General features: G+C 61.9%; 18 protein-coding genes. 6 read left to right on the top strand and 12 right to left on the bottom strand.

All coding sequences use genetic code 11. The features are described from left to right. The first annotated feature begins 564 nt into the window (after nucleotides 1-564). On the top strand, nucleotides 565-1,371 hold the full coding sequence (locus OXG98_08110) for a phytanoyl-CoA dioxygenase family protein (GenBank protein MCY3771968.1): 807 nt from the start codon (nucleotides 565-567) through the stop codon (nucleotides 1,369-1,371). Nucleotides 1,372-1,420: 49 nt separating this feature from the next. Here the strand turns inward: OXG98_08110 and OXG98_08115 are convergent, their stop codons facing one another. The 8 genes from OXG98_08115 to OXG98_08150 all read right to left on the bottom strand — a co-directional run bounded on the left by OXG98_08115 (nucleotide 1,421) and on the right by OXG98_08150 (nucleotide 10,512). Continuing rightward, a complete protein-coding gene (locus OXG98_08115; GenBank protein ID MCY3771969.1) occupies nucleotides 1,421-2,638 on the bottom strand; it encodes a mandelate racemase in 1,218 nt (405 codons plus the stop codon). A gap of 12 nt (nucleotides 2,639-2,650) precedes the next feature. Beyond that, nucleotides 2,651-3,421, bottom strand: coding sequence for a phytanoyl-CoA dioxygenase family protein (locus tag OXG98_08120; GenBank protein MCY3771970.1), 771 nt, complete (start codon nucleotides 3,419-3,421; stop codon nucleotides 2,651-2,653). Beyond that, on the bottom strand, nucleotides 3,422-4,180 hold the full coding sequence (locus tag OXG98_08125) for an SDR family NAD(P)-dependent oxidoreductase (GenBank protein ID MCY3771971.1): 759 nt from the start codon (nucleotides 4,178-4,180) through the stop codon (nucleotides 3,422-3,424). A 163-nt stretch (nucleotides 4,181-4,343) separates the two neighbouring features. Beyond that, nucleotides 4,344-5,390 (bottom strand): ABC transporter permease, encoded by a 1,047-nt coding sequence (locus OXG98_08130; protein ID MCY3771972.1) that lies wholly within the window; start codon nucleotides 5,388-5,390, stop codon nucleotides 4,344-4,346. Next, nucleotides 5,383-6,369, bottom strand: coding sequence for an ABC transporter permease (locus OXG98_08135; protein MCY3771973.1), 987 nt, complete (start codon nucleotides 6,367-6,369; stop codon nucleotides 5,383-5,385). The genes OXG98_08130 and OXG98_08135 overlap by 8 nt, the downstream gene beginning before the upstream one ends. Further along, the gene (locus tag OXG98_08140) at nucleotides 6,366-8,321 is read right to left on the bottom strand and encodes an ABC transporter substrate-binding protein (GenBank protein MCY3771974.1); all 1,956 of its coding nucleotides are present in this window, start codon (nucleotides 8,319-8,321) and stop codon (nucleotides 6,366-6,368) included. The genes OXG98_08135 and OXG98_08140 overlap by 4 nt, the downstream gene beginning before the upstream one ends. A 49-nt stretch (nucleotides 8,322-8,370) precedes the next feature. Then, nucleotides 8,371-9,369: an ATP-binding cassette domain-containing protein gene (locus OXG98_08145; GenBank protein MCY3771975.1), complete on the bottom strand. Its 999-nt coding sequence runs from the start codon at nucleotides 9,367-9,369 to the stop codon at nucleotides 8,371-8,373. A 123-nt stretch (nucleotides 9,370-9,492) separates the two neighbouring features. Continuing rightward, on the bottom strand, nucleotides 9,493-10,512 hold the full coding sequence (locus tag OXG98_08150; protein MCY3771976.1) for an ABC transporter ATP-binding protein: 1,020 nt from the start codon (nucleotides 10,510-10,512) through the stop codon (nucleotides 9,493-9,495). Between the two features lie 177 nt (nucleotides 10,513-10,689). On the opposite strand from OXG98_08150, the gene OXG98_08155 reads away from it, so the two are divergent. Beyond that, complete coding sequence (locus tag OXG98_08155; protein MCY3771977.1) at nucleotides 10,690-11,940, top strand: histidinol-phosphate transaminase; 1,251 nt, start codon at nucleotides 10,690-10,692, stop codon at nucleotides 11,938-11,940. Nucleotides 11,941-12,037: 97 nt separating this feature from the next. Here OXG98_08155 and OXG98_08160 read toward each other — a convergent pair whose 3' ends face one another. The 4 genes from OXG98_08160 to OXG98_08175 all read right to left on the bottom strand — a co-directional run bounded on the left by OXG98_08160 (nucleotide 12,038) and on the right by OXG98_08175 (nucleotide 17,197). Beyond that, the gene (locus tag OXG98_08160; GenBank protein MCY3771978.1) at nucleotides 12,038-12,709 is read right to left on the bottom strand and encodes an aminoglycoside phosphotransferase family protein; all 672 of its coding nucleotides are present in this window, start codon (nucleotides 12,707-12,709) and stop codon (nucleotides 12,038-12,040) included. A 180-nt stretch (nucleotides 12,710-12,889) separates the two neighbouring features. Then, nucleotides 12,890-15,055 carry an ATP-dependent zinc metalloprotease FtsH gene (ftsH, locus tag OXG98_08165; GenBank protein MCY3771979.1) on the bottom strand — a complete coding sequence of 722 codons (2,166 nt, stop codon included), beginning with the start codon at nucleotides 15,053-15,055 and terminating at the stop codon, nucleotides 12,890-12,892. A gap of 45 nt (nucleotides 15,056-15,100) precedes the next feature. Beyond that, nucleotides 15,101-15,706, bottom strand: coding sequence for a sigma-70 family RNA polymerase sigma factor (locus OXG98_08170; protein MCY3771980.1), 606 nt, complete (start codon nucleotides 15,704-15,706; stop codon nucleotides 15,101-15,103). A 147-nt stretch (nucleotides 15,707-15,853) separates the two neighbouring features. Then, nucleotides 15,854-17,197: a sodium:alanine symporter family protein gene (locus OXG98_08175; GenBank protein ID MCY3771981.1), complete on the bottom strand. Its 1,344-nt coding sequence runs from the start codon at nucleotides 17,195-17,197 to the stop codon at nucleotides 15,854-15,856. Between the two features lie 203 nt (nucleotides 17,198-17,400). Here OXG98_08175 and OXG98_08180 point away from each other — a divergent pair, with 203 nt between their 5' ends. The 4 genes from OXG98_08180 to OXG98_08195 form a co-directional block, all read left to right on the top strand. Beyond that, nucleotides 17,401-18,543, top strand: coding sequence for a Gfo/Idh/MocA family oxidoreductase (locus tag OXG98_08180; protein ID MCY3771982.1), 1,143 nt, complete (start codon nucleotides 17,401-17,403; stop codon nucleotides 18,541-18,543). Next, nucleotides 18,540-19,415, top strand: coding sequence for a hypothetical protein (locus OXG98_08185; protein ID MCY3771983.1), 876 nt, complete (start codon nucleotides 18,540-18,542; stop codon nucleotides 19,413-19,415). The genes OXG98_08180 and OXG98_08185 overlap by 4 nt, the downstream gene beginning before the upstream one ends. Before the next feature lie 56 nt (nucleotides 19,416-19,471). Further along, on the top strand, nucleotides 19,472-20,461 hold the full coding sequence (locus OXG98_08190) for an ABC transporter permease (protein ID MCY3771984.1): 990 nt from the start codon (nucleotides 19,472-19,474) through the stop codon (nucleotides 20,459-20,461). After that, nucleotides 20,458-21,737: ABC transporter substrate-binding protein (locus OXG98_08195; protein MCY3771985.1), on the top strand; the 1,280-nt coding region annotated here is incomplete at its 3' end. The genes OXG98_08190 and OXG98_08195, both read left to right, overlap by 4 nt.

Below are 21,737 nucleotides of genomic sequence, written 5' to 3' on the forward strand. Positions count from 1 at the left end.
CTTTAGCGTACCAACCTGGTTGACTTACCATATTGCCATCCGGTATGCGACACATCGGTATAGTGTTGACAGATTGTCTTACAAGCCAGTACACAAGCTCTGGTATAACGGACTGGCTTTCTCGCTGGTCTGCGTACATTTCGAGATTCTCTGGCCGAACTATTGAGGTATGATCCATGTGATACTCCTTATGCAAAACCGGTGGATGTGGTACTTTACACCATAAGTTGTAATTTTAAACAAAATCCCATTTAGTTAAATACGCATATACATTGTATCTCGACATATGTGACTAAAGCGAACTTACAGTATGTCCTGACTATATGACCTCCCATATTCCTAGTGTAATTTACATAGGAAATAGGTTTCTTTACACAGGAGCATGCTCGTAGTTTCTCGAATGATGTAATATACGAGAATCTGCAATTTTTGAAGTTTACTGTTCAGTCGATTTCAAAGCAACCCTGGTGTTCTCCTTTCGAATGAAGAAATCGAGATTGATTGTGGAATACCGACCAACGAACTCACATTATACATACCGTGTATGGTACGTATGAGGTTCCCATGTCCCTAACCGACGAAGAACGCTTCCGATTCGACCTGGCCGGGTTTCTGGTCCGGCCGGCCATACTCACCGCGGATGAAGTCAAGGACATCCGCGAGCAGATCTACCTGATCAAGCACGACCCCGAATCGCTTCCGCCGGAACATCGTGACGTGCCGGGCGGACCGTCGAGCGTGCTCATCGACCACCCCGCGGTCGTGGACGTGATCGAGGAGATCATCAGCAAGGATTTCCGCCTGGAGAACTGTTCTTGCGTATGGCGCAACAAGGGGGAGGCACACGGGGATCTGCACGGGGGTGGCCCCAAACAGATCGATCCCATCTTCGGCTACCGGGTGCAGCGCGAACAGATCTACGCGGGCATGGTCCGGGTGATCTTCGAGTTTACGGATATACGCATGGAAGACCAGAGCACGCACTTCGTGGTGGGGAGCCACAAGGCCAACTTCCCCATGCATCCCGATCACATGTCGCTGGAGGAGGGCAAGCGGAGCGAATTCCTGATGACCTACGCTTGTCCAGCGGGGAGCGCGGTGTTCTTCACCGAGAACACCTGTCACGCCGGTCCCGTATGGAACCGGGACGAACCGCGGGTCACCGTCCTCAACGCCTATTCCCACCTGGCCACGCACTGGCACCGGCTCAAGACCCCGCCGGAAGTCATCGCGGGCCTTCCGCGCGAGAAGCAGGTCTACTTCCGCGAGCCGTGGATTGCCGATTTCAGGACGAATCCGGCCACGAGGAACACGGCGGAGCGATTCATCGACAATGACGAACCGCCTGTTAACGCCGATACGAAGCCCTAGCCTCGACTACTGCACGTATGAAACTGGCCTGGTTGTGAGTCAGTTCCTGTCAAGGCCGAACGATACTGCCATCCGCCCTGCGGTCCTCCGCGGCGTAGCGAGGCGTCGCCGCGTCCTCCGCGTTCAGCAGCCTCGCCGCCGCATCCTCGTCGATATCCAACCCCAGTCCGGGACTGTCGTTGGTGTAGAGGTGGCCTTCCCTTAGCTCGCAAGCGCCGGGGAACGCCGCGTATTCCTCTTCGCTGAAGGTGTTTTCTTCCTGGATCCCGAAGCTCCAGCTCGACATGTCGAGGTGAACGGCCGCGGCCTGGTTGACCGGGTCGTTGTCGCCCCCCTCCTGCCAGGCGGTGTTGATGCCGAAGGATTCGCAGAGGCTTGCGATCTTGCGGCACGGCGTGATGCCGCCCGCCTTGGATACCCGCACGCGGACGTAGTCGATGAGGCGCTCGGTGATGAGGGGCGTCCACTCGTGGGGATTCACGAAGAGTTCGCCCATGGCCTGGGGCGTCGTGCACTGCTCCCGGATGAGGCGGTACCACTGCACCTGTTCGGGCGAAAGGACGTCCTCGAGGAAGAACAGCCGGTAGGGTTCCAGGCGCTTGGACAGGGCCACCGCGGATTGTGGGCGCAGATGTTCGTGTACGTCGTGGGTCAGCTTCGGACCGAAACCGAGTTTCGAGCGCAGGTACTCGAACATGTTCGGAATGGCTTCGATGTAGGCCTCGTCGTCGAAAACCTTGTCGGCGGGCCAGGCGTTGGCGGGCCGTGGCGCTTCTTCCGAGGGGATGAATCCGCCGCCGCCGTATCCGCCCAACTGGCACCGGACCACGGGAAACCCCTCCTCGAGGTAGCCATGAATCGCTTCCAGCAGGGCTTCGGGTGTGCCGCCCCCCGCGTGGGCATAGCAGGGCACGGCGCTCCGGCAGGCGCCGCCGAGGAGCTGGTAGACGGGCATGCCGGCTTCCTTGCCCTTGATGTCCCACAGGGCCATGTCGATCCCTGAAAGGGCCGTGTTGGTGATGGCGCCGTTGCGCCAGTAACCGCTCGTGTAGAAGGTTTGCCAGATGTCCTCGATGCGGCTGACGTCCCGCCCGATGAGCTTCGGGGCCAGCATGGACTCGACGGCCTCGACGACGGCGCGCTGGTGGTAGTGGTCGCTCGCCGACCCGATGCCGTAGAGTCCCGGCTGGTTCGTGGTGATCTTGACGATGCCCCAGGTGCCGTTCGAACGCGTCCGGATGCACTTCACACCGGTAATGGTGGTCAAGTTTGAGCTCCTTTATTCGGCCGTTACCCGCTTGCCGTCCACGAGAAAGGGTTCCGCGTTACTCCAGTTCCGCGTGCCGTCCTCCGTAAGGATCGGTTCGGCGGAATACTGGGTCAGGTACACGCGGCGCCAGCCGTCGGAGGTGTTTGGGCTGCTGCGGTGGAAGGACACGCTGGAGAATACGGCGATGCTCCCGGCCGGCGCGACCACGGGCACGCCCGGATCATCGCCGAAGTAGCCGATCTTGTCGTTGGTCTCGTCCACGATGCGGTGATCCTGGCGGCGCCTCGTGCCCGCGCGGGAAAAGGGCAGGATGTAGACCGTGCCGTTCTCGTCGGAGACGTCGTCGAGGGCGGCCCAGCAGCTCATGTAGGGCCGGTGGTCGAACCCCACGTAGCCCGAGTCCTGGTGCCAGCCAAACTTCATGCCGACTTCGGGCCCCTTGACCACGAACTGCTCGTGAAAGAGATAGGCGGTATCGCCCAGGGTGCTTATGCAGATCTCGGCCATGATCTCGCTGAAGATGTACGGCCGCAGGCTGGGATTGTCGCGGTGCCGGTTCGAGATGAAGTATCGGCTGCCCTTGTGAGTGATGCCCCGGGATTTCTCCGCGTCCCGGGCCATATCGGCCTCCATCTCGACCCGCAATCGGTCGCACTCGCCGCGTATGTATTCCAACTGTTCATCGTCCAGGGCGGACTCGAGAATGAAGTATCCTTCCTCCTGGTACTGCTGCTTCTGCGCATCGGTGATTTCGACGGGCTTTGCTCTGGTTACCGACATTTATCCCCGTCCTATGTAGGGCATGGTGGTGGCCATGACCGTGATGAATTGTACGTTGGCGTCGAGGGGCAGTCCGGCCATGAAAACCACGGCGTCGGCCACGTTCTTCACGTGCATCCTCGCCTCGGCCAGCAGGTCGCCGGTGGGTTGCAGGATGCCCTCCTGCATGCGCTGGGTCATCTCCGTGGCCGCGTTGCCGATATCGATCTGCCCGCAGGCGATGTTGTACTTCCGACCATCGAGGGAAGTCGAACGCGTCAAGCCGGTTACGGCGTGCTTGGTGGCCGTGTAGGGCGCCGAGTTCGGCCGGGGAACATGGGCGGAGACCGACCCGTTGTTGATGATCCGGCCGCCCTGCGGATCCTGGTCCTTCATGATCCTGAAAGCCTCCTTCGTGCAGAGGAAGGAACCCGTCAGGTTGACGTCCACCACGGTCTGCCACTGCTCGGCCGTCAGCTCTTCGAGGAGCACCGCGGGCGCCCCGGTTCCGGCGTTGTTGAACAGCAGGTCCAGGCGGCCGTGGGCCGCCTTCGTTTCCGCGAAGAGGTGCTCGACCTGCGATGCGATCCCCACGTCCGTCGGCACGACCAGCAACCGGTCCGCGGCATCGCCCGCATCGGCCACGGTCGACTCCAGGGCCTCTTTCCGCCGGCCCGCGAGGACCACGCTGTAGCCTGCGTCCAAAAGCGCCAGGGAACAGGCCTTGCCGATACCGGAACCCGCGCCGGTGACGACGGCGACTTTGGTGGATTCACTCATGCTGTGCTCCTATCTCGATTGTAGATACTTTGTATATACGTCATGTCTACTCATTATACACGCCTTCGCTACCTCATACACGCCCCGTCTGTTTCATTCAAAACTACTCTACTGCCTGGGATCACTACAACTAATACCACACCCTCTCCCCTGCCAACATATTTCACGAATAGGGATCCGCGGCGTCGCGCAACGCGTCTCCCAGGAAGTTGAAGGCGATGACGACGACCAGCACTGGCGCGGCGGGGAAGAGCAGCCAGGGATGGTTCAGCAGAACGGTCACGCGCTGCGCCTCTTCGAGGAGCACGCCCCAGCTGGTCATGGGAGGCCGGATGCCCAGGCCCAGGAAGCTCAGGGCCGTTTCGCCCAGGATCATCCCCGGGATGGCCAGCGTGGCCACCACGATGATGTGGCTGTAGCATCCGGGCAGCAGGTGGCGGGAGATGATGTACCAGTGCCCCGCGCCGGCCGACCGCGCCGCCGTGGTGTAGTCCTGTTCCCGGAACACGAGGACCTTGCCCCGGACTTCGCGGGCCAGGCCGCCCCAGCTGATGATGGACAGGATGATCGTGATGCCCAGGTAGGTCTCGATGCTCGTCCATCCGGCCGGCAGCGCCGCGCCCAGGGCCATCCAGAGGGGGATCGGCGGAAAGGAGGCCAGGATCTCGACGACGCGCTGCAGGGCGTGGTCGATCCAGCCGCCGAAGTAGCCGGACAGCGTTCCGAGGACGGACCCGAGGATCAGGCTGAGGAACACGCCGATGATCCCCACGGTAAGCGATACGCGTCCGCCGTGGATCATGCGGGAGAGCAGGTCGCGGCCCATGCGGTCCGTGCCGAGGAGGTACATGGGGCCCTCGGAATGGATCAGCCTGAAGTCTCCGCCGCCGTCCCGTGACAGGAACCGGACCGGGTACCGCCGGGACGGGTCCGTCGCGTACTCCAGTTCCAGCGTTACCGGGTTCTGCGTGGAAGTCAGGCCGTTCACGTAGAATCCGCCGGACCAGTCGAAATGCAGATCCTGGGGCGGCAGGTACCTGACCTGGATCCGGATTTCGTTGTGGTCGTACGGGGAAAAATGGCCGGCGAACAGGGCCGTGAAGTAGAACAGGCCCAGGATCGCCCCCGCCGCGATGCCCATCCGGTTCTTCCGGAACCTGCGCCAGATCAACGTCCGGTAGCTGAGATAGCCCGAATCCCGGTTAGTCATACCTTATCCTCGGATCCGCCCAGGCCAGCGCGATGTCGGCCAGGATGTTGCCGATGATCAGGAGCAGGCTGAACATCATCAGCAGGGTACCGGCCAGATAGATGTCTTCGGCGACCAGGGCCCGCAGCAACAGCGGTCCCACGGTCGGCAGGCCCAGGACGATCGCGACGATCGTGGCCCCTGAGAGGATGTTCGGCAGGCTCATGCCCAGGATCGTGATCAGCGGGTTGATGGCGATGCGCGCCGCGTGCTTGATGACGACGACAGATTCCTTGAGGCCCTTGGCCCGGGCCGTCTGGACGAAAGGCTGACCGAGGACGTCCAGGAGGTTGCCCCGCATGATGCGCATCAGGCCGGCCGTGCCGTTGATGCCCACCACGATGACCGGGATCCAGAGGTGCTTCAGGAAGTCGACGAGCTTGTCCCATGACCATGGCGCGCCTTCGTACTCGCTCGAGAAGAGTCCGAACAGGGGTATCCGGTAGATCTCGAACACGAAGACCAGGAGGGCGAGGGCCACCAGGAATCCCGGCATGGACATGCCGATGAAGCTGATGAAGGACAGCACGTTGTCGGACAGGCGGTACTGGTGGGTGGCCGAGTAGATGCCGATGGGGATCGCCACGGCGTAGGTGAACAGCAGGGCGCCCAGGGCGATGAGCACGGTGAAGGCGAGCCGGTCCCAGATCAGCTGGTTGACTTCCTGCTCGTATTCGAAGGACTCGCCGAAATCGCCCACGACGAACCCCGAGATCCAGCTCACGTACTGTCGCCACATGGGCCGGTCCAGGCCATATCGTTCCCGCAGTTCGTCGATGCGCGCGATGGAGCTGCTATCGCCGTACATCTCCTCCAGTTCCTGGATCTTGCGGTCCAGGAAGTCGCCCTCGGGCAGCTGGATGATGACAAAGCCGATCATCGAAATGGCCAGGAGGGTCGGGATGGCCAGGAGACAGCGCTTGATAACGTAGTTGATCATTCGATATAGAACTGCTCGGGAAAACTCGTCGCCGGACCGGCGATCGCCCAGGGGCCGAGAATGCCGCTGTCGGGTACGTTATGGAAGTTGATCTTCACGATGACGGGCTTGGGTGTGCGGGCCACGGTGCCCAGGTGAAAGGGCCCGTGCTCGATATGGATCCGCACGGCGTCCTGCACCAGGCGGTGCCGGGTTTCCTCGTCCTGCTCGTGCTTGATCCGGTCGTAGAGATCGAGCAGATCGACCATGACACCCGCCGGTGCTTCGCCCCTTTCCCCGCCTGATTCGTACCACTTGCCCACCTGGGGATGCCAGTACTTGCCGGTCGTGGGAAACACCCAGTCGGGGTAGGTGAAAAGGTCCATCTCCGCCTCGCCGTGGAGATGGACGGTGAACTCGCCGAGGTCGCGTCGCAGCTTGAGTTCGGCTCCGGGCGGCGTGTATACGATGACCTCCAGCCCCAGTTCCCGCCAGCCCTCGGCCACGATCAGGGCGACGTCGTTTTCGTGGGCGATGTGCGCCGCGGCGGGCGCATCCAGCACGAGGCTCAATCGCTGGCCGTCGGGACGGAGCCGGTATCCCTCGGCGTCGCGGAGGGTGAGCCCCATCTCGTCCAGCAGCCGGTTCGCCTTCGGAATGTCGTAGTCCGCGTCGGTGGCCTTCCACAGATCGAACAACCGCGCCCCTTCCGGATCCAGGAAATGCCAGCCCTCCTCGCTCACGGTGGCGGCCTGGGGTTTCGCGAGGCCCTTGAAGGCGACGGCGTTGCATTTCTCGCGGTCGATGGCCGCGGCGAGCGCCTTGCGGAACCGCTGGTCGCGAATCAGGCCGCGGAGGACCGGGTCGTTATCCGACCAGTTCAGGTTGATCGCCGGATCCGCTCCGGAAGCGCTCTCCCACAGCTTGACGCGGTATTCCCCTTTATCCCGTCCTTCCATGAAAAGGGAAAAGTCCCGGAGTTCCATATCGCGGAACTGGCAGTCCACCTCGCCGGCCAGCACCCGCAGGACGCGGATCTGGGCCTCGGGAACCAGGGTGGTGACCACCTGGTCGATATAGGGGAGCTGCCGGCCGTCGTCGTCCACGACATAGTAATACGGGTTCCGCTCCAGGATCACCCGGAAGCCGCCCTTTTCGATGCGGGAAATGGTCCACGGCCAGAGGGAAGGCTGGTCCGGGTTGCGCTGGGGCAGCCTGCGCTTCTCGTAGAGGACGAAATCGTCCACGCCGTCGTTGTGGTCCGGGTGGAACTGCTTCATGTAGTGTTCCGGCACGTTGTACTCTTCGCTCCACCAGAACCCGGTCGCCAGCCACAGGGGCACCAGCCAGTTGGGTCCGGCAAACTTCATGGCGATGGTGTAGTCGTCGGGCGTTTCGACCACCATGGGCTTGCCGTCCACGAGGCACCACACGGGCGGCGGGTACCGGTGGCGGTCATCCAGGCACAGGTCGTACCACGCGCGGAAGGACGCCGAGGTGTAGGGATGGCCGTCGGACCAGCGGACGCCCTCGCGCAGCTTGAGGGTCAGTTCCGTGCCGTCCTCGTTGAACGCCCACGATTCCGCCAGGCCCGGCTCGAGGCCCGTGGTCAGCCGGTTCCACCGGATCAGCGGGGCGTATCCGGCGATCATCTTCCAGGAGCCGAGATCGGTGTTGTTGTGGAACTTGCGCCAGGTCCCGCCGTAGACCCCCGGGCCGTCGTACCCCTCATAATCGTGTCTGGCCACGAGCGGGTTGGCCGGGATCCGCTCGTGGAGGGGAGGCAGGGTGCCCGCCTCCACCCGGGCGGCCAGTTCGGGCGCTTCCAGCGACGTCCGGGCCTCAGAGGCGGCAACCGGCATGTCCGATGCGGGTCCACCGTCGCCGCCGGCACCGCCACCGGTGCAGGCCAGCAGCACGGGCAAGACCGCCAGAGGCAGGTATTTCAGCATGTCCTTCTTTCCTCGTCTCATCGGTGACTCCATCGAAGCCGCGTGAGTTCTACGTACCCTTCCTGATCGGTCAAATGCCCTGGAGGGACAGCGTGTCGCTGTAATGGCACGCTGCCCTGACGCCTCCAGGATAGGTCTTGAGTTCCGGTTCGGATTCCCGGCACAGATCAGTCGCATACCGGCACCTCGGGTGAAAATGACATCCCTTCGGCGGAGAAGCAGGGTCGGGTACGTCACCTGGCAAGGCGATGCGCGTCCGTTTTTTCTGGACCGCGGGATCGGCCACGGGAACTGCGGATATCAGAGCCTCCGTGTAGGGATGGAGCGGGTTGTGATAGACCTGCACGGAGGGTCCCGTTTCCACGATTCTGCCCAGGTACATGATCGCCACCCGGTCGCTGATGTGCTGCAGCACGCTCAAATCGTGGGTGATGAAGATGTAGGACAGCCCCAGCCGGTCCTTGAGAGACGCCAGCAGATTCAGGATCTGGGACTGCACCGAGACATCCAGGGCGGAAACGGGCTCGTCCGCGATGATCAGTTCGGGCCGAAGGGACAGGGCCCGGGCAATGCCGATTCGCTGGCGTTGGCCTCCGCTGAAGGCATGGGGGTAACGGCGCATGTCACCGGCGTTCAGACCCACGTCGACCAGCAGTGCCGCCACTCTATCCTGCAGTTCGGACCCACGGGCTATCCCGTTCACCCGGAGGGGTTCGCCCACGATATCGCTTACCGTCATGCGGGGATTGAGCGACGAATTCGGATCCTGGAACACCATCTGCATGCGTTGCCGGTAGGGAAGCATTTCACGGCGGCCCAGGGGGCTGAGGTTGACTTTCTCCGGGCCGAAGAATACGTCCCCCGCCGTGGGCGGCACCGTCTTCAGCACACACCGTCCCAGGGTGGTCTTTCCACACCCGCTCTCGCCCGCCAGCCCCAGCGTTTCCCCGATTCCGCACTGGAAATCGACGCTGTCCACCGCCCGGACGTCGCCCATTTTGCGGCGCCAGAGTCCCTTGCGCACCGGGAAGTACTTCTTCAGGTTTTTCACATCGAGTATGGTTGACATGGAAGAAGCCGTTGAGATCCGGTATGGAAGAAGCCGTTGAGATCCGGCATAGCCGATTACCTTACCGAAGGCGGCTCTCAGCGCCAGGAATACCAACTCGTCTGCTGCCGATCAGCCTGGCCGTCAATGGTTCGCCGTTACCTGATCCGCGGCAACCCGGTCTGTGTGCCAGCATCGTACGTGGTGTCCGGGTTCGGTCTCGTCCACCGGGGGTATCTGCGAACACTGATCCGTGGCGTAACGGCAACGAGGTGCGAATGCGCAGCCTCCCGGCAGGTCGAGTGGAGATGGGACCGTCCCGGGAATCGTGGACAACTGCGACGCCTTCTCGCGATTGATCCGGGGCGCCGAATCGAGCAGCCCCCGGGTATAGGGATGGGCGGCCTGGTAGAAAATCCGTTCCGGAGACCCGGATTCAACCACCTGCCCCGCGTACATGATCAGGATTTCGTCGGCCATATCGGCGATGACGCCGAGGTCGTGGGTGATCATCACGATGGCCATGTTCAGGTTGCTTTTGAGTTCCTTGAGCAGATCCAGAATCTGCGCCTGGATGGTCACGTCCAGTGCGGTGGTGGGCTCGTCGGCGATCAGCAACTCGGGGCCGCACGACAGGGCCATTGCGATCATGGCGCGCTGCCGCATGCCGCCGGAGAGCTCATGGGGATACTCGTCCACCCGCTGTGAAGGTCCGGGAATGCCTACCTCCCCCAAGGCGTGTACCGCCCTGGAGCGCGCAGCCTGCCGGTCCAGGGCGTGATGGAGACGCAGGGCTTCGCCGATCTGGTTCCCCACGGTATACACCGGGTTGAGGGCGGTCATGGGTTCCTGGAAGATCATGGAGATCTTGCGGCCCCGGATCCGCCTCATCGCGTCGCCGGAGGAATCGAGCGCATGTATGTCCACCGTCGTTCCGTCTTCGCCGTCGTGGTACACGATTTCGCCCTCGATGTATCCCGGCTTCGGCACAAGCCGCATGAGGGAGAGCCCCATCATGCTCTTTCCACAGCCGCTTTCTCCGACCACGCCGAGCGTTTTGCCCCGCCGGATCCTGAACGAGACGTCGCGCACGGCCCTGACGGGACCGTCGTCGGTGGGGATTATGGCGGACAGGTGTGATATATTGAGGAGAAGGTCGTGCATACAGGGTCATTGTAACGCCCGGATCGAAGGTCTGTCAAGGTGTTACCCGTACCGCGGCGTCCAGTAATATTGAAGGGATCGTGTTGCTCGTTTGTAGGACATACGATTGCATGACAAGTCATCATCCGGTTTTCAGCCGATCAAGCGGTTGCGCTGGATAGATCCAAGGAGTCAAACATGCATGAGTCAGTAAGCTCTCCCGCGGCATGGTCGCGCCGGGGCTTCATGAAAGGCGCGCTCGTGGCCGGAACGGCCGGCGTCGCCCTTTCCATGTCCGACAGAATAGCCATGGCCACGCAACTCATCTCGGGCGGCAGGCCCACCATCGAAGCCATAAGAGGCGTCGGGGTGCAGCCCGGCCTGGTACGCATGAGCCTGAATGAAAACCCGCTGGGACCGTCGCCGCGGGCCATCGAAGCCATGGCCAACCGGATGTTCGGCGTAAACCGCTACGGTACCGACCTGAGCGATCTGATGCAGGCCCTGTCGACCTTCGACGGGGTGGAACTGCCCGAACCGGACAATTCCAGGCGGCGCTCGTTTTTCCGGCCGCCCCCCGGCCCCTTCATGTTGACGCCGGGTTCCAGTCTCATCCTCGACCTGCTTTGCCTGGCCTATCTCAGCCGCGATGGTGGAGAAGTCATCGAAGCGGAGTACGGATACGGCTCTATTTCCCGCTCTGCCGGCGATTACACCGACATGTTCGGCGTCGACGTCAATATCATAAGGGCGCCGATGACGTCCGACTACCGCCACGATCTCGACGGCATGGCCTCCCTGGCGTCCGAAAAGACGTCGCTGGTGGTCATAACCAACCCGAACAACCCCACGGGCACGCTACTGCAGCCCGATGAAATCGAAGCATTCGTCAAAAAGCTTCCCCCTTCGGCCATCGTAGTCATCGACGAAGCCTATCTGCATTTCGCGGAGCAGGACCCGATTCCCTCGGCCATCCCGCTGGCGGTTAAATACGACAACGTGGTCGTCGTGAGAACCTTCTCCAAGGCCTACGCGCTGGCGGCCGTGAGACTGGGTTACTGCGTCGCCTCGCAGAAGGTCCAGGACGAATTGAGGAAGTACTACCAGGAGTCTCCAAACGCCCTGGCCACCGTGGCCGGCGCGGCCTCGGTCAGGGATCTCGAGCATCTCCAGAAATCCCGGGAAGCCGTGTGGGATTTCAAAAAGCGCTGCTACGCGGCCTTCGACGAGATGGGGATCGAGTACCTCCCGTCCCAGGGCACTTTCGTGATGGCCGACCTGAAGCGGTCGGCGATGCAGGTGGTCCGGGAAATGCGCGCCCGCAACGTCTGGATCAGTTCCCGCCGGCAGCAGGCATTCCGGAACTGGATCAGGGTCTCCGCCGGTACGGAAGCGGAAACCGAGGTATTCATCCAGACCCTCAAGGACGTTTTGGCCAAGTCCAGCTGAGTCCTGCAGTTAGCACAGACCGGTTAAAAACAAGAGCCCAGCGGTGCGATCTCCGCTGGGCTTTTTTATCCGAAATGTTCAGGTCAGCAGGCTCGTCTTATACCAGGTTTCTGTACTCCATCCTTAACCAGTCTCTTTCTCGCGACGCAACTTTCAGGTCTCCCCGACGAAGGTAAGTACTCCAGGGTTTGACACCCGATCTCCCCAACATCGATATCCTCGAGATTTCCGTTTTCTGAAGATCGTGGAGGGCATGAATCACGCCATCCGGGCTGAATTCGCCGTATGCCTCGCATAGCACGTTCAGTCGTTTCTGTAATACAGGTGGTTCCTCGAAACCGGCTTTCGGCCAGAAACCGTCGCCACGCAGTGGTACAGTATGCCAGGCGAGCTGTGCGACATCCGTAATGGTCTCGCCAGGTTCAGCAAAATCCCAGTCAATAACTCCTTGTAGCACATCATCAAGCCAGACGGTATTCCAGGGGCCAAGATCACCGTGGCGTATTGTCAGCCCGGGTTGCCATCGCAGGTCCGGGACACACCACTCGGCTGTTCGGGATGGGATGTAGTCTTTCACTATGCGATGGTAGGACTTCAGAAATCCAGCTATCTGTACAATACCATCGTCAGTCCTTAGTACTTCAGGCCATGGCCTGGTTCCGGCTTCTCCTTCAATATAGGATAGTGTCTCATATTCGTCGTCTACCCCAAGTAACCGAGGAACGCATTGAAAACCTTTGTCTTCAAGATACTTTAGCAGTTCGTGCACCGCGGGTGTCCATCGATTAACAGGACGGCGTATAGTATCGCCGATGCGTTCGACGGTGTGCAAGGCCCCGCGATGTGATTTCCTATCCGAAGTCATTTTCACTCAATATGAAATCGGGGACGTGAGATGCTACTCTCGCCCCCGATTTACGATCTTACGTTAGCATTCGGTACGTTGAGTTCAACGCCCCTTCGACGATTCCACGGTTTCATCGACTCCGGGTGCCGTTACCGGTTCCTCACCCGACCCGTCCACCGCTGCGACGCCGTTGCCATCCTTAGACTGCGTTTCAGCAGTCGCTTCTTTCGCATGCGGCGACTCCGTGTCGCCCGGGCCATCATCCTGTGCGACTTCCTTATGCGGCGACTCCGTGTCACCCGGGCGATCTTGCGCGACTTCCCTCGATCCGGTGTCCCCATCCTCCTTTGGAGGCAGGGTCTTGCCGTAGACAAGCTCGGCCACCTCGTCCCGGGTGAGGGAATCGCGTTCCAGCAGGGCTTTTGACACCGCGTGCAACTGCGGCTCGTAGTCCCTGAGCAGCTTGTCCACGCGTTCGCCGGCCTCAGTCACAAAACGCTGGATCTCCTGGTCGATGCTGTGGGCGGTCGTCTCGCTATAGTTCGCCTGGCTTGCGATGTCCCGGCCGAGGAAGACCTCGTGTTCCTTCTCGCCCAGGGCCGTGGCGCCCAGTTCCTCGCTCATCCCCCAGTCGCATACCATGTGCCGGGCGATGCGGGTGACCTGCTCGATGTCGTTCTGCGCGCCGGAAGTGACCTCGCCGAAGACAATCTGCTCGGCCGCCCGGCCACCCAGCGCCGCGGCCATGGTGCCCAGGCAATACGACCGGGACTGGAGGTAGCGCTCTTCCGGCAGCGGGATGGTAACACCCAGGCCCCGGCCCTGCGGCAGGATCGACACCTTGTGCAGCGGATCGATTTCTTCGATGAGTTCGAAGGCGAGGGCGTGGCCGGCCTCGTGGTAGGCCACGATCTCCCGTTCCTTGTCGCTGATCACGAGTTGGCGCTTCGAGCCCATCATGATTTTTTCTTTTGCTTCCTCGAAGTCGTCGTTCGTCACGGTGGCGTGGTCGTATCTTGCCGCGATGAGCGCGGCCTCGTTCACCATGTTGGCCAGGTCCGCGCCGACCATGCCGGGCACGCCCCTGGCCAGTACGTCGAGTTTCACCGAATCGTCGAGGGGGATATTGCGACTCTTTACGTGGATCTCCAGGATCTTCTCCCGTCCCACCACGTCGGGCCGGTCCACGACGATATGCCGGTCGAAGCGGCCGGGGCGAAGTAGCGCGGGATCGAGCACGTCCGGACGGTTCGTCGCGCCGATCACGATGATGGAGTCGGTTTTCTCGAAGCCGTCCAGCCCGACCAGCAACTGGTTCAGGGTCTGCTCCCGCTCGTCGTGCCCGCCGCCGAGTCCGGCGCCCCGGTGACGGCCGATGGCGTCGATTTCATCGATGAAGATGATACACGGAGCGTTCTGGCGGGCCTGTTCGAATAGATCGCGCACGCGGGAAGCGCCGACTCCGACGAACATCTCCACGAAGTCCGAGCCGCTCATGCTGAAGAAGGGCACGCCCGCCTCACCGGCGACGGCCTTGGCGAGCAGGGTCTTCCCCGTGCCCGGCGGGCCCAGCAGCAGGGCCCCCTTCGGTATGCGGCCCCCCAGGGCGTGGAACTTGTCCGGATTCTTCAGGAATTCCACGATCTCCTGCAGGTCGCGCTTGGCTTCGAGCACGCCGGCCACGTCGGCGAAGGTGATGGAAGGCCGGTCTTCCACGATCATCTTGGCCCGGCTCTTGCCGAAGGAGAACATGCCGCGCTGGCCCGACTGCATCTGGCGCAGGATGAATATCCAGAACCCGATCAGCAGCAGCCAGGGGAGGGCGGCGATGAGGTAACCCACCCAGTTGGTGGCCTCCGGTTCGGCCGTAACCATGACGTTCCTGGCCATGAGATCGGCCACCAGTTCCGGGTCGTCGAAGGGGATGTATACCTTGAATTCGCGAACGCTCTGGTTCGTGCCCTCGACATTCGTGGACAAGTTCTGACGCAGCGTGCCCGTGATCAGCTTCTCGGTAATGGTGACCTGCTCGATGTTGTCGGATTCAAGAAACTGCTGGAACTGCGTGTACGACACGGTAACAGCGTTATCTCCCCGCCTGGGAAGGAGCTGGGCCGCCATAAGAAAAAACAGGAAGAGGACGAGCCAGATGAGGATCGAACGGTTCTTCTTCGTCTTGTCGGGCTGAGGCTGCCGTTCGTTTCGGGGCGGGGGTTGTCTTTCGCTTTGGGGCGGGGGTTGATTCCGGTCCTGCGGCGGTCGGGACATATCTGGTTGAAGACCTCGGTTCGTTCCAGGGGGTTGGAGTAGACTTTAGAAGCCGGTGCACAGCGGCGCGGCGACGATCAGGTGGCGTAGATCCAGGCCGCCCTCTGCGGGGGACTGGGACCAGTCCCTGAACATGCTCCGCAGCTTGCTTCGCGCTTCCGACAACCTGCGTTTCACGGTGCCCACGGGAACGTTCATTCGCATGCTGACCTCGTCACAGGTATACCCGGTGAAATAGTACATGGCCACGGTCCGCCTGAGCGCCTGCGAGAGCGTCTTCACCGCTTTCCGCACCCGGCGGCTGTTTGCCCGTTTGAGGTGCTCGTCGCCCGGCCAGGCGCTTTCCTCCGGCCGGACTTCCGGCCAGACCGTTTCCTGGTTCTTCCGGTCGCCAACGTGGGCGAGGCATCGGTTACGCGCAATGGCGTGCAGCCACTGCGGAAACCGCTCCGGGTCGCGCAGGGACGACAGCCGCTGGTACACGGAGAGCCAGATATCCTGTACGATATCCTGCTCATCCTGGCGGTTCCTGACCATGGATCCTACGATACGTTTGATCTCCCGGTCATACCGTTTAACCAGCTTTTCGAAATCGTCCGGGCAGCCGTTCAGCACGCTTTCGATGATGAGTCCGTCCGCCGTATGCGCCATTTCGGGTATCCTGCGTTTGGGGCTCGATTGTCCGTGAAGTGCGGGTAGCGCCGTCTACTATATAAAGAGGCCCCGGAACGGAAAATGGTTCGGTTTTTTTTACACCGATCCAACCCGCCGGTAATATACCTGTTAAACGCGTCCTCGTCAAGCAGCGTCGGAAGCCTGCGCCGGTCCGGATATCACGCGGATTTCGCGGGTCAGACCGATCAGGCCGACGAGATTGGGAAACATCATGCAGGCGACCATGATATCGCCTAGGTCCCAGATGATCCGGGCCTCGTACACGGCCCCGAAAAAGGCGGCCGCGCACCAAGTGATCCGGATGCCCAGCACGACGCCCCGGGAGTCCGTCACGAACCGCAGGCCCTGCTCGGCATAGTAGGACCAGGTGACCATCGTCGTGAATCCGAACATCAGGGAGCAGAGCGCGACGATGGCTCCGCCGAAGGGAATGGTGGTGTTGAGCGCGGAAGCCACGAGGGCGGTACTGATTTCACCATTGTGCCACACGCCGGCGATAACCACGGTTACCGCGGTCATGGAGCACACCACGATCGTGTCTATGAATACCCCGATCATCGATATGTACCCCTGCCGCACAGGGTTGTTCGTCTGCGCGGCGCTGTGGGCGATCCCCGCGCTTCCGAGGCCGGCCTCGCTGGAAATGACGCCGCGGCGGATGCCGTACTGAATCGTCCGGGACACCGTGGCCCCGGCGAATCCCCCGATGGCCGCGACCGGAGTGAAGGCGCTTTCCACGATCAGCCAGAGGGTCGCCGGCAGCGCGCTGAAATGGGTGATTACGACGTAGATCACGCTGGCGGCGTAGACGATCACCATCGTGGGCACGAGCCTTTCCGCGACCAGGCCGATGCGCTTGATCCCGCCGATGATGACCACGGCCAGTATGAGCGCCAGCAGGCCTCCGGTGATCCAGGTGGCCACGTTGAACTGGGTGTCCAGCACCAAGGCGATGGAGTTCGCCTGGCCAATGTTTCCCCCGCCCAGGCCGCCCAGCGTGGCGCAGAGGGCAAAAATCGCGCCGATGGTGGGCAGGTTCAGCCCTTCCTTCAGATAGGACATGGGGCCGCCGAGCATGAGGCCGTCCCGGGTCTTGCCCCGGTACCGTAGGGCCAGCACGGTTTCCGCGTACTTCGTCGCCATGCCCAGGGGCGCCATGGCCGCCATCCAGAAGGCCGCGCCCGGGCCGCCGACCGCGATGGCCGTCGCCACGCCCGCGATATTCCCGTTGCCGATTGTCGCCGCCATGGCGGTGGTCAGCGCCTGGAAAGGCGAAATGTCTCCGGACTCCTGTTCGCCCTTGTCCCGCCGCAGGGCGCCCCGCATGACGAGGCCGACGGCCGTGCCGAACTTTCGGAACTGGACCCCTCTGCTGGCCACGGTGAGCATGAGTCCCAGGACGGCGAGGACACCGATCGTCCAGGGTCCCCACATGAAATCGGATATCGCACGCAGGACGGCATCCATGGCGTACCTCTTTCGCTGTCGACGTGAGGTTGATGTGTTGGAAACATCGATGAGTCAGTTCAGGTTTAATCTACTGCGGTTCATGGAGCATACAAGGCGAAAGTCTCCACCGCTACACGCCTGGCGCCCTGTTTATGTTGTCACCCGGAATGGGGCGTTTTATCTTCCATGTTCGCATCCTCCACAGTTGAAACGGAGTTTTCATGGCCGACCGTTCGTATGGTGTACTGCTGGTCAGCTTCAGCAAGCACAGCCATCAGAGCAGTTTCGTTCCCGCCTTCGTGGAACATCCCCGCATCCGCATTGTCGGGGTCGCGGACGACGCGGATATCGATCCCTATCTCAAGCCGCTGAATCGGACCTGGGCCGAGCAGTTGGAGGTACCTTTTTTCGAAGGTGTCGAGGCGGCCGTTCAGCGGGACGACGTCGACATCGTGAGCATCGGTCACGAGATCGAACGTCGTGCCGATATCGCCATGCTCGCGGCCGGCGCGGGCAAGCATCTGTGGATCGACAAGTTCATCGGTGCCGATATGCCGGAGTGTCGCGCCGTGGTCGACTCCGTAAGCAGATCGGATGTCACAACCATCATTCCCAGTTATGTTTACAACGATCTTGTCAACCAAATCAAAAGGATGATTGACTCGGGATTCCTGGGTGAATTGACGGCGATGCATGTTGACATTCTCTTTGGCAAAGGGATACCCAGGCCCATATCGGATGAGAAGCGAAAACCCGGTTTTCTGCCACCGGGACGCTGGAAGTTTCCCGACATCAAGCGCGAGATCCTCACGGTCGGCGCCTATGCCGTGGCGCTGGTGCAGCAGTGCTTCGATCCCATCGTCGAAGTGTACGGCCAGGGCGGTGCCTACTTCTTCCCGGAACACGCCGCACACGGCGCGGACGACTTCGGGACGCTGTCCCTCGTGGACCGGTCGGGCCGGGTGGCCACTATTTCCGCCGGGCGGAACGGCATCGCGTCTCATGGCGCCGGGGGACCGAACCAGGCTTTTCTGTTCGGCACGAAGGGCACGGGTAGGATCGACGGTAAGCGTCCCGGCATCGATTCCCATCTCAGAAACCGCATCGTGGACGGCGATTACAGCATCGACTCCGAGGACCCCATGCAGTGGCACAGCGGTCCACCGACGCTTTTAACCTCCACGGGGCTGGAATTCACCCGCGCCGCCCTGGATGACCTGGTTCACGCGCTGGACACCGGCGCGGGAACGCGTTTCACCGTTCGAGACGCGCGGGACCACATGGAAGTCCTGCTGGCAGTGTACGAATCCATCGTACGAGACCGTCCCGTCCGTCTGCCCCTACGCGGCGAGGAGGCGGCGTGAAACGTATTGAGGGACTGGTTATCGGCAGCCGCCAGGACTCTGAACTCTATCGGGAGGATATCGAAAGGCGGGACGGGGTGGTATTCGCCCTGCCGAACGGGGGTTCGAAAGGCGGTGCTCCGGGCGGGGGAAATGGTGCGGTTCGGAGCCTGGAGACGGCACGGGACGCCCTTCGCGCCTACCTGCCCCGCCAAGCCCTTTTTCTCTCGCCCTACCGGGACATGGCCGCAGATGCGGCGAACCTTTTGGAAAACGGTGTCGACGTGCGATCAGCCGGTCCGCTGCCCTTCCGGAGCCGTGAACCCGGAATACCCATCACGGACATTCACCGGGCCGATCCCGGATTCCCGGCGATGCTGGAAGCGAGCCGCCACGCCGATTTCGGGGAACCGGTGTATCTTCGTCTGATCACCTCGCCGGAGGGTGGAAAGTGGCAGAAATGGTGGTGTGTCTTCCAGTCATGCCGCAAGGCCGCGGCGCTGCTGGATTCCCCCCTGTGCCGCGTGTACGTAGCCGCGGCGGGTACCGCGCCTCGTCTGCACGTGAGCATTACGCTGAAGACGGACCGCAGTTCCACCGGTCATCTGCTGGTGGCGCCCAACGGGTCCAGGCTGCAGGACGACTTGTTTTTGGTCGGAACGGGTGGTACGCTGGCGGACGATCCCCTGCTCAATCAGCCGGGCATGTACGGGAAATCGGACTATCGCATGTTGACGAGGCCGACCCGGCGCCGTCTGGCCGATCTGTGGGGGAATGAGGCCCTGGTCACCCTGACCGCCGCCGAACGGCATTTCTATCATGAGCTTCTCCGTGCGATCGGCGATTCGTCGCGGTCGCGGAGCGGCATCTGCCTGGAATACCCCGCGGCCTGATCGATTCGGGACTATGTTTGTGCGCACGGGTGCGTTTCTAAGGACGACACGATACTATGACCGTCATTTCCCCATCCGCTGCCGGCGTCGAATCGGAACAGGCCACCCCGGCGTCTCTGCCCTTCTTGCGGCGCATGCTGAGGCACCGCATGGTCTGCGCGGGCGGCGGCCTGGTCCTTTTCCTCGTGATCTTGGCCCTGGCTGCACCGGCCCTCACCGCGCTGGGTTATCTGCAAGACCCCATGCAACAGTTGGCCGACGGCCTTGATGCCGACGGGTTGCCCATCCCGCCCGGCGACCGGTTTCTGCTCGGCACGGACCATCTCGGACGGGATATGCTGGCCCGCTTGGTGCACGGCACCCGCATCTCCCTGCTCGTCGGCATCGTGGCCATGCTCATCGCCGTTTGCGTCGGGGTGACCGTGGGCATGCTCGCAGGATACCATGGCGGCTGGGTCAATACCCTGCTCATGCGCGGGACCGACGTCATGCTGACGATCCCCGGACTGCTTCTGGCCATCGCCTTTGCCGGACTGATGGACGGACGCGTGATCCATCTTCACCCCGAATCCCTCGACTGGCACGTACTGGATATCACGCTGAAACGCGGACTGTTCAGTGTGTTCCTCGTCATCGGGCTCGTCAGCTGGACCTGGATCGCCCGGACCATTCGGGGCCAGGTTCTGATCCTGAAGACCCGGGAGTTTGTCACGTCATCCCGGGCCGTAGGCTGTTCGGACGTCCGCATCATGGTCCGGCATCTTCTTCCCAATGTCTTGCCCCTGATCATCGTGCTCGGATCCCTGGCCACGGCGAACACGGTATTGCTCGACGCCGGTTTGAGTTATCTCGGGGTCGGCGTGCCGCCGCCCGCGCCGTCGTGGGGCACCATGATCGCGGAAGGACAGCCCTATTTCATCGTCTCTCCGCACCTCACCGTGGCTCCGGGCCTGTTCATCATTGTGGCCGTGGTGGGATTCAACCTGCTTGGCCAGGGCCTCCAGGAGGTATTGGATCCCTACGTAAAGGAGGGGCAGGGACGATGAACGGTACCCGGAGGGGCCGATATACATGCCTGTATGGGCGTATCTACTCGGCAGGTCTCGCGATCCTGTTCCTTGCCGTTTCCTGCTCCGGAGACGGCCAGCCCGCGCGGCCTGATCCCGAAGAGAACATACTCCGCATCGCCGTGCCGTCGGATCCCCGTTCGCTTGATCCCGCCATCGCCTACGACGTGGTGACCTGGCCCCTCGTGCGCACCCTGTTTCACGGTTTGATCGACTACGACGACGACCTGAACCTGGTACCCTGGCATGCGCGCTCATGGACGGTTTCCGAAGATGGACGGACCCTCACGTTCAAATTGCGTCAGGACATCCGGTTCTCGAACGGCCGGGCGATTACCTCAGAAGATTTCGCCTATTCCCTCGAACGGATTCTGGACCCGGCCACCAAGTCCCCGGGGCAGGGATTCTATCGGAACATCGTCGGCGCACGGGCGTTTCAGAACGGTTCGTCCGATCGGGTCTCCGGCCTGCGTACCCCCGACTCGGAGACGCTCGAGATCGAACTGGCCCATCCCGACCTGCCCTTCCTCTACTGTATCGCCATGCCTTTCGCCTATGCCGTTCCCCGCGAGGAAGTAGAGCGGCACGGGGATAATTTCGGCCGTTATCCGGTGGGAGCCGGGCCCTTTACGCTGGCGCACTGGCAACGGGGCACGGGGTTGAGGCTGGAGAAGAATCCGGGGTATTACCGGGCGGACGATGTCCGGCTGGAGGCCATCGAGTTGATGGTGGGAGGGGACGAAACCCTGCACATGATGATGTTCGAACGCGGCGAACTGGATATCGCGAGTGTAACGTCGACGGGGATACCGGACGCGGACTTCATCCGGGTAATGAACGATCCCGTGCTCAGCAAGCGGGTCGCTCACCAGCCGTTGAACGCCATCCAGTACCTGTCCATGAACACCGAGTTGCCGCCGTTCGACCGGGTGAACGTGCGCAGGGCGGTCAACCACGCCATCGACCGCGAGCGTATCGTGCGGCTGATCAGCGACCGGGGCATACTCGCCCGTGGCGTGCTCCCGCCCGGCATGCCGGGATTCGACGAACAACTCGTTGGATACGGCTACGACCCGGAAAAAGCGAGGAAATTGCTTGCGGAGGCCGGATACCCGGAGGGATTCAGTACCGAGCTCATGATTACGTCCCAGAGCGGTATAGATGCCAAGATCGGACAAGCGGTGCAGCAGGATCTCGCGGAGGTCGGTATCGCCGTGGAAATCAGGCCGGTGACCGGTCCCACGCGGATCGAAGC

The organism is Gemmatimonadota bacterium (assembly GCA_026706345.1).
Taxonomy (GTDB): Bacteria; JAAXHH01; JAAXHH01; order JAAXHH01; family JAAXHH01; genus JAAXHH01.

Bases quoted from the DNA above. Each gene is read 5' to 3' on its own strand.
- OXG98_08110 (MCY3771968.1), top strand. From the start codon at position 565: ATGTCCCTAACCGACGAAGAACGCTTCCGATTCGACCTGGCCGGGTTT.
- OXG98_08120 (MCY3771970.1), bottom strand. From the start codon at position 3,421: ATGTCGGTAACCAGAGCAAAGCCCGTCGAAATCACCGATGCGCAGAAG.
- OXG98_08125 (MCY3771971.1), bottom strand. From the start codon at position 4,180: ATGAGTGAATCCACCAAAGTCGCCGTCGTCACCGGCGCGGGTTCCGGT.
- OXG98_08130 (MCY3771972.1), bottom strand. From the start codon at position 5,390: ATGACTAACCGGGATTCGGGCTATCTCAGCTACCGGACGTTGATCTGG.
- OXG98_08135 (MCY3771973.1), bottom strand. From the start codon at position 6,369: ATGATCAACTACGTTATCAAGCGCTGTCTCCTGGCCATCCCGACCCTC.
- OXG98_08140 (MCY3771974.1), bottom strand. From the start codon at position 8,321: ATGAGACGAGGAAAGAAGGACATGCTGAAATACCTGCCTCTGGCGGTC.
- OXG98_08145 (MCY3771975.1), bottom strand. From the start codon at position 9,369: ATGTCAACCATACTCGATGTGAAAAACCTGAAGAAGTACTTCCCGGTG.
- OXG98_08150 (MCY3771976.1), bottom strand. From the start codon at position 10,512: ATGCACGACCTTCTCCTCAATATATCACACCTGTCCGCCATAATCCCC.
- OXG98_08155 (MCY3771977.1), top strand. From the start codon at position 10,690: ATGCATGAGTCAGTAAGCTCTCCCGCGGCATGGTCGCGCCGGGGCTTC.
- ftsH (MCY3771979.1), bottom strand. From the start codon at position 15,055: ATGTCCCGACCGCCGCAGGACCGGAATCAACCCCCGCCCCAAAGCGAA.
- OXG98_08170 (MCY3771980.1), bottom strand. From the start codon at position 15,706: ATGGCGCATACGGCGGACGGACTCATCATCGAAAGCGTGCTGAACGGC.
- OXG98_08175 (MCY3771981.1), bottom strand. From the start codon at position 17,197: ATGGATGCCGTCCTGCGTGCGATATCCGATTTCATGTGGGGACCCTGG.
- OXG98_08180 (MCY3771982.1), top strand. From the start codon at position 17,401: ATGGCCGACCGTTCGTATGGTGTACTGCTGGTCAGCTTCAGCAAGCAC.
- OXG98_08190 (MCY3771984.1), top strand. From the start codon at position 19,472: ATGACCGTCATTTCCCCATCCGCTGCCGGCGTCGAATCGGAACAGGCC.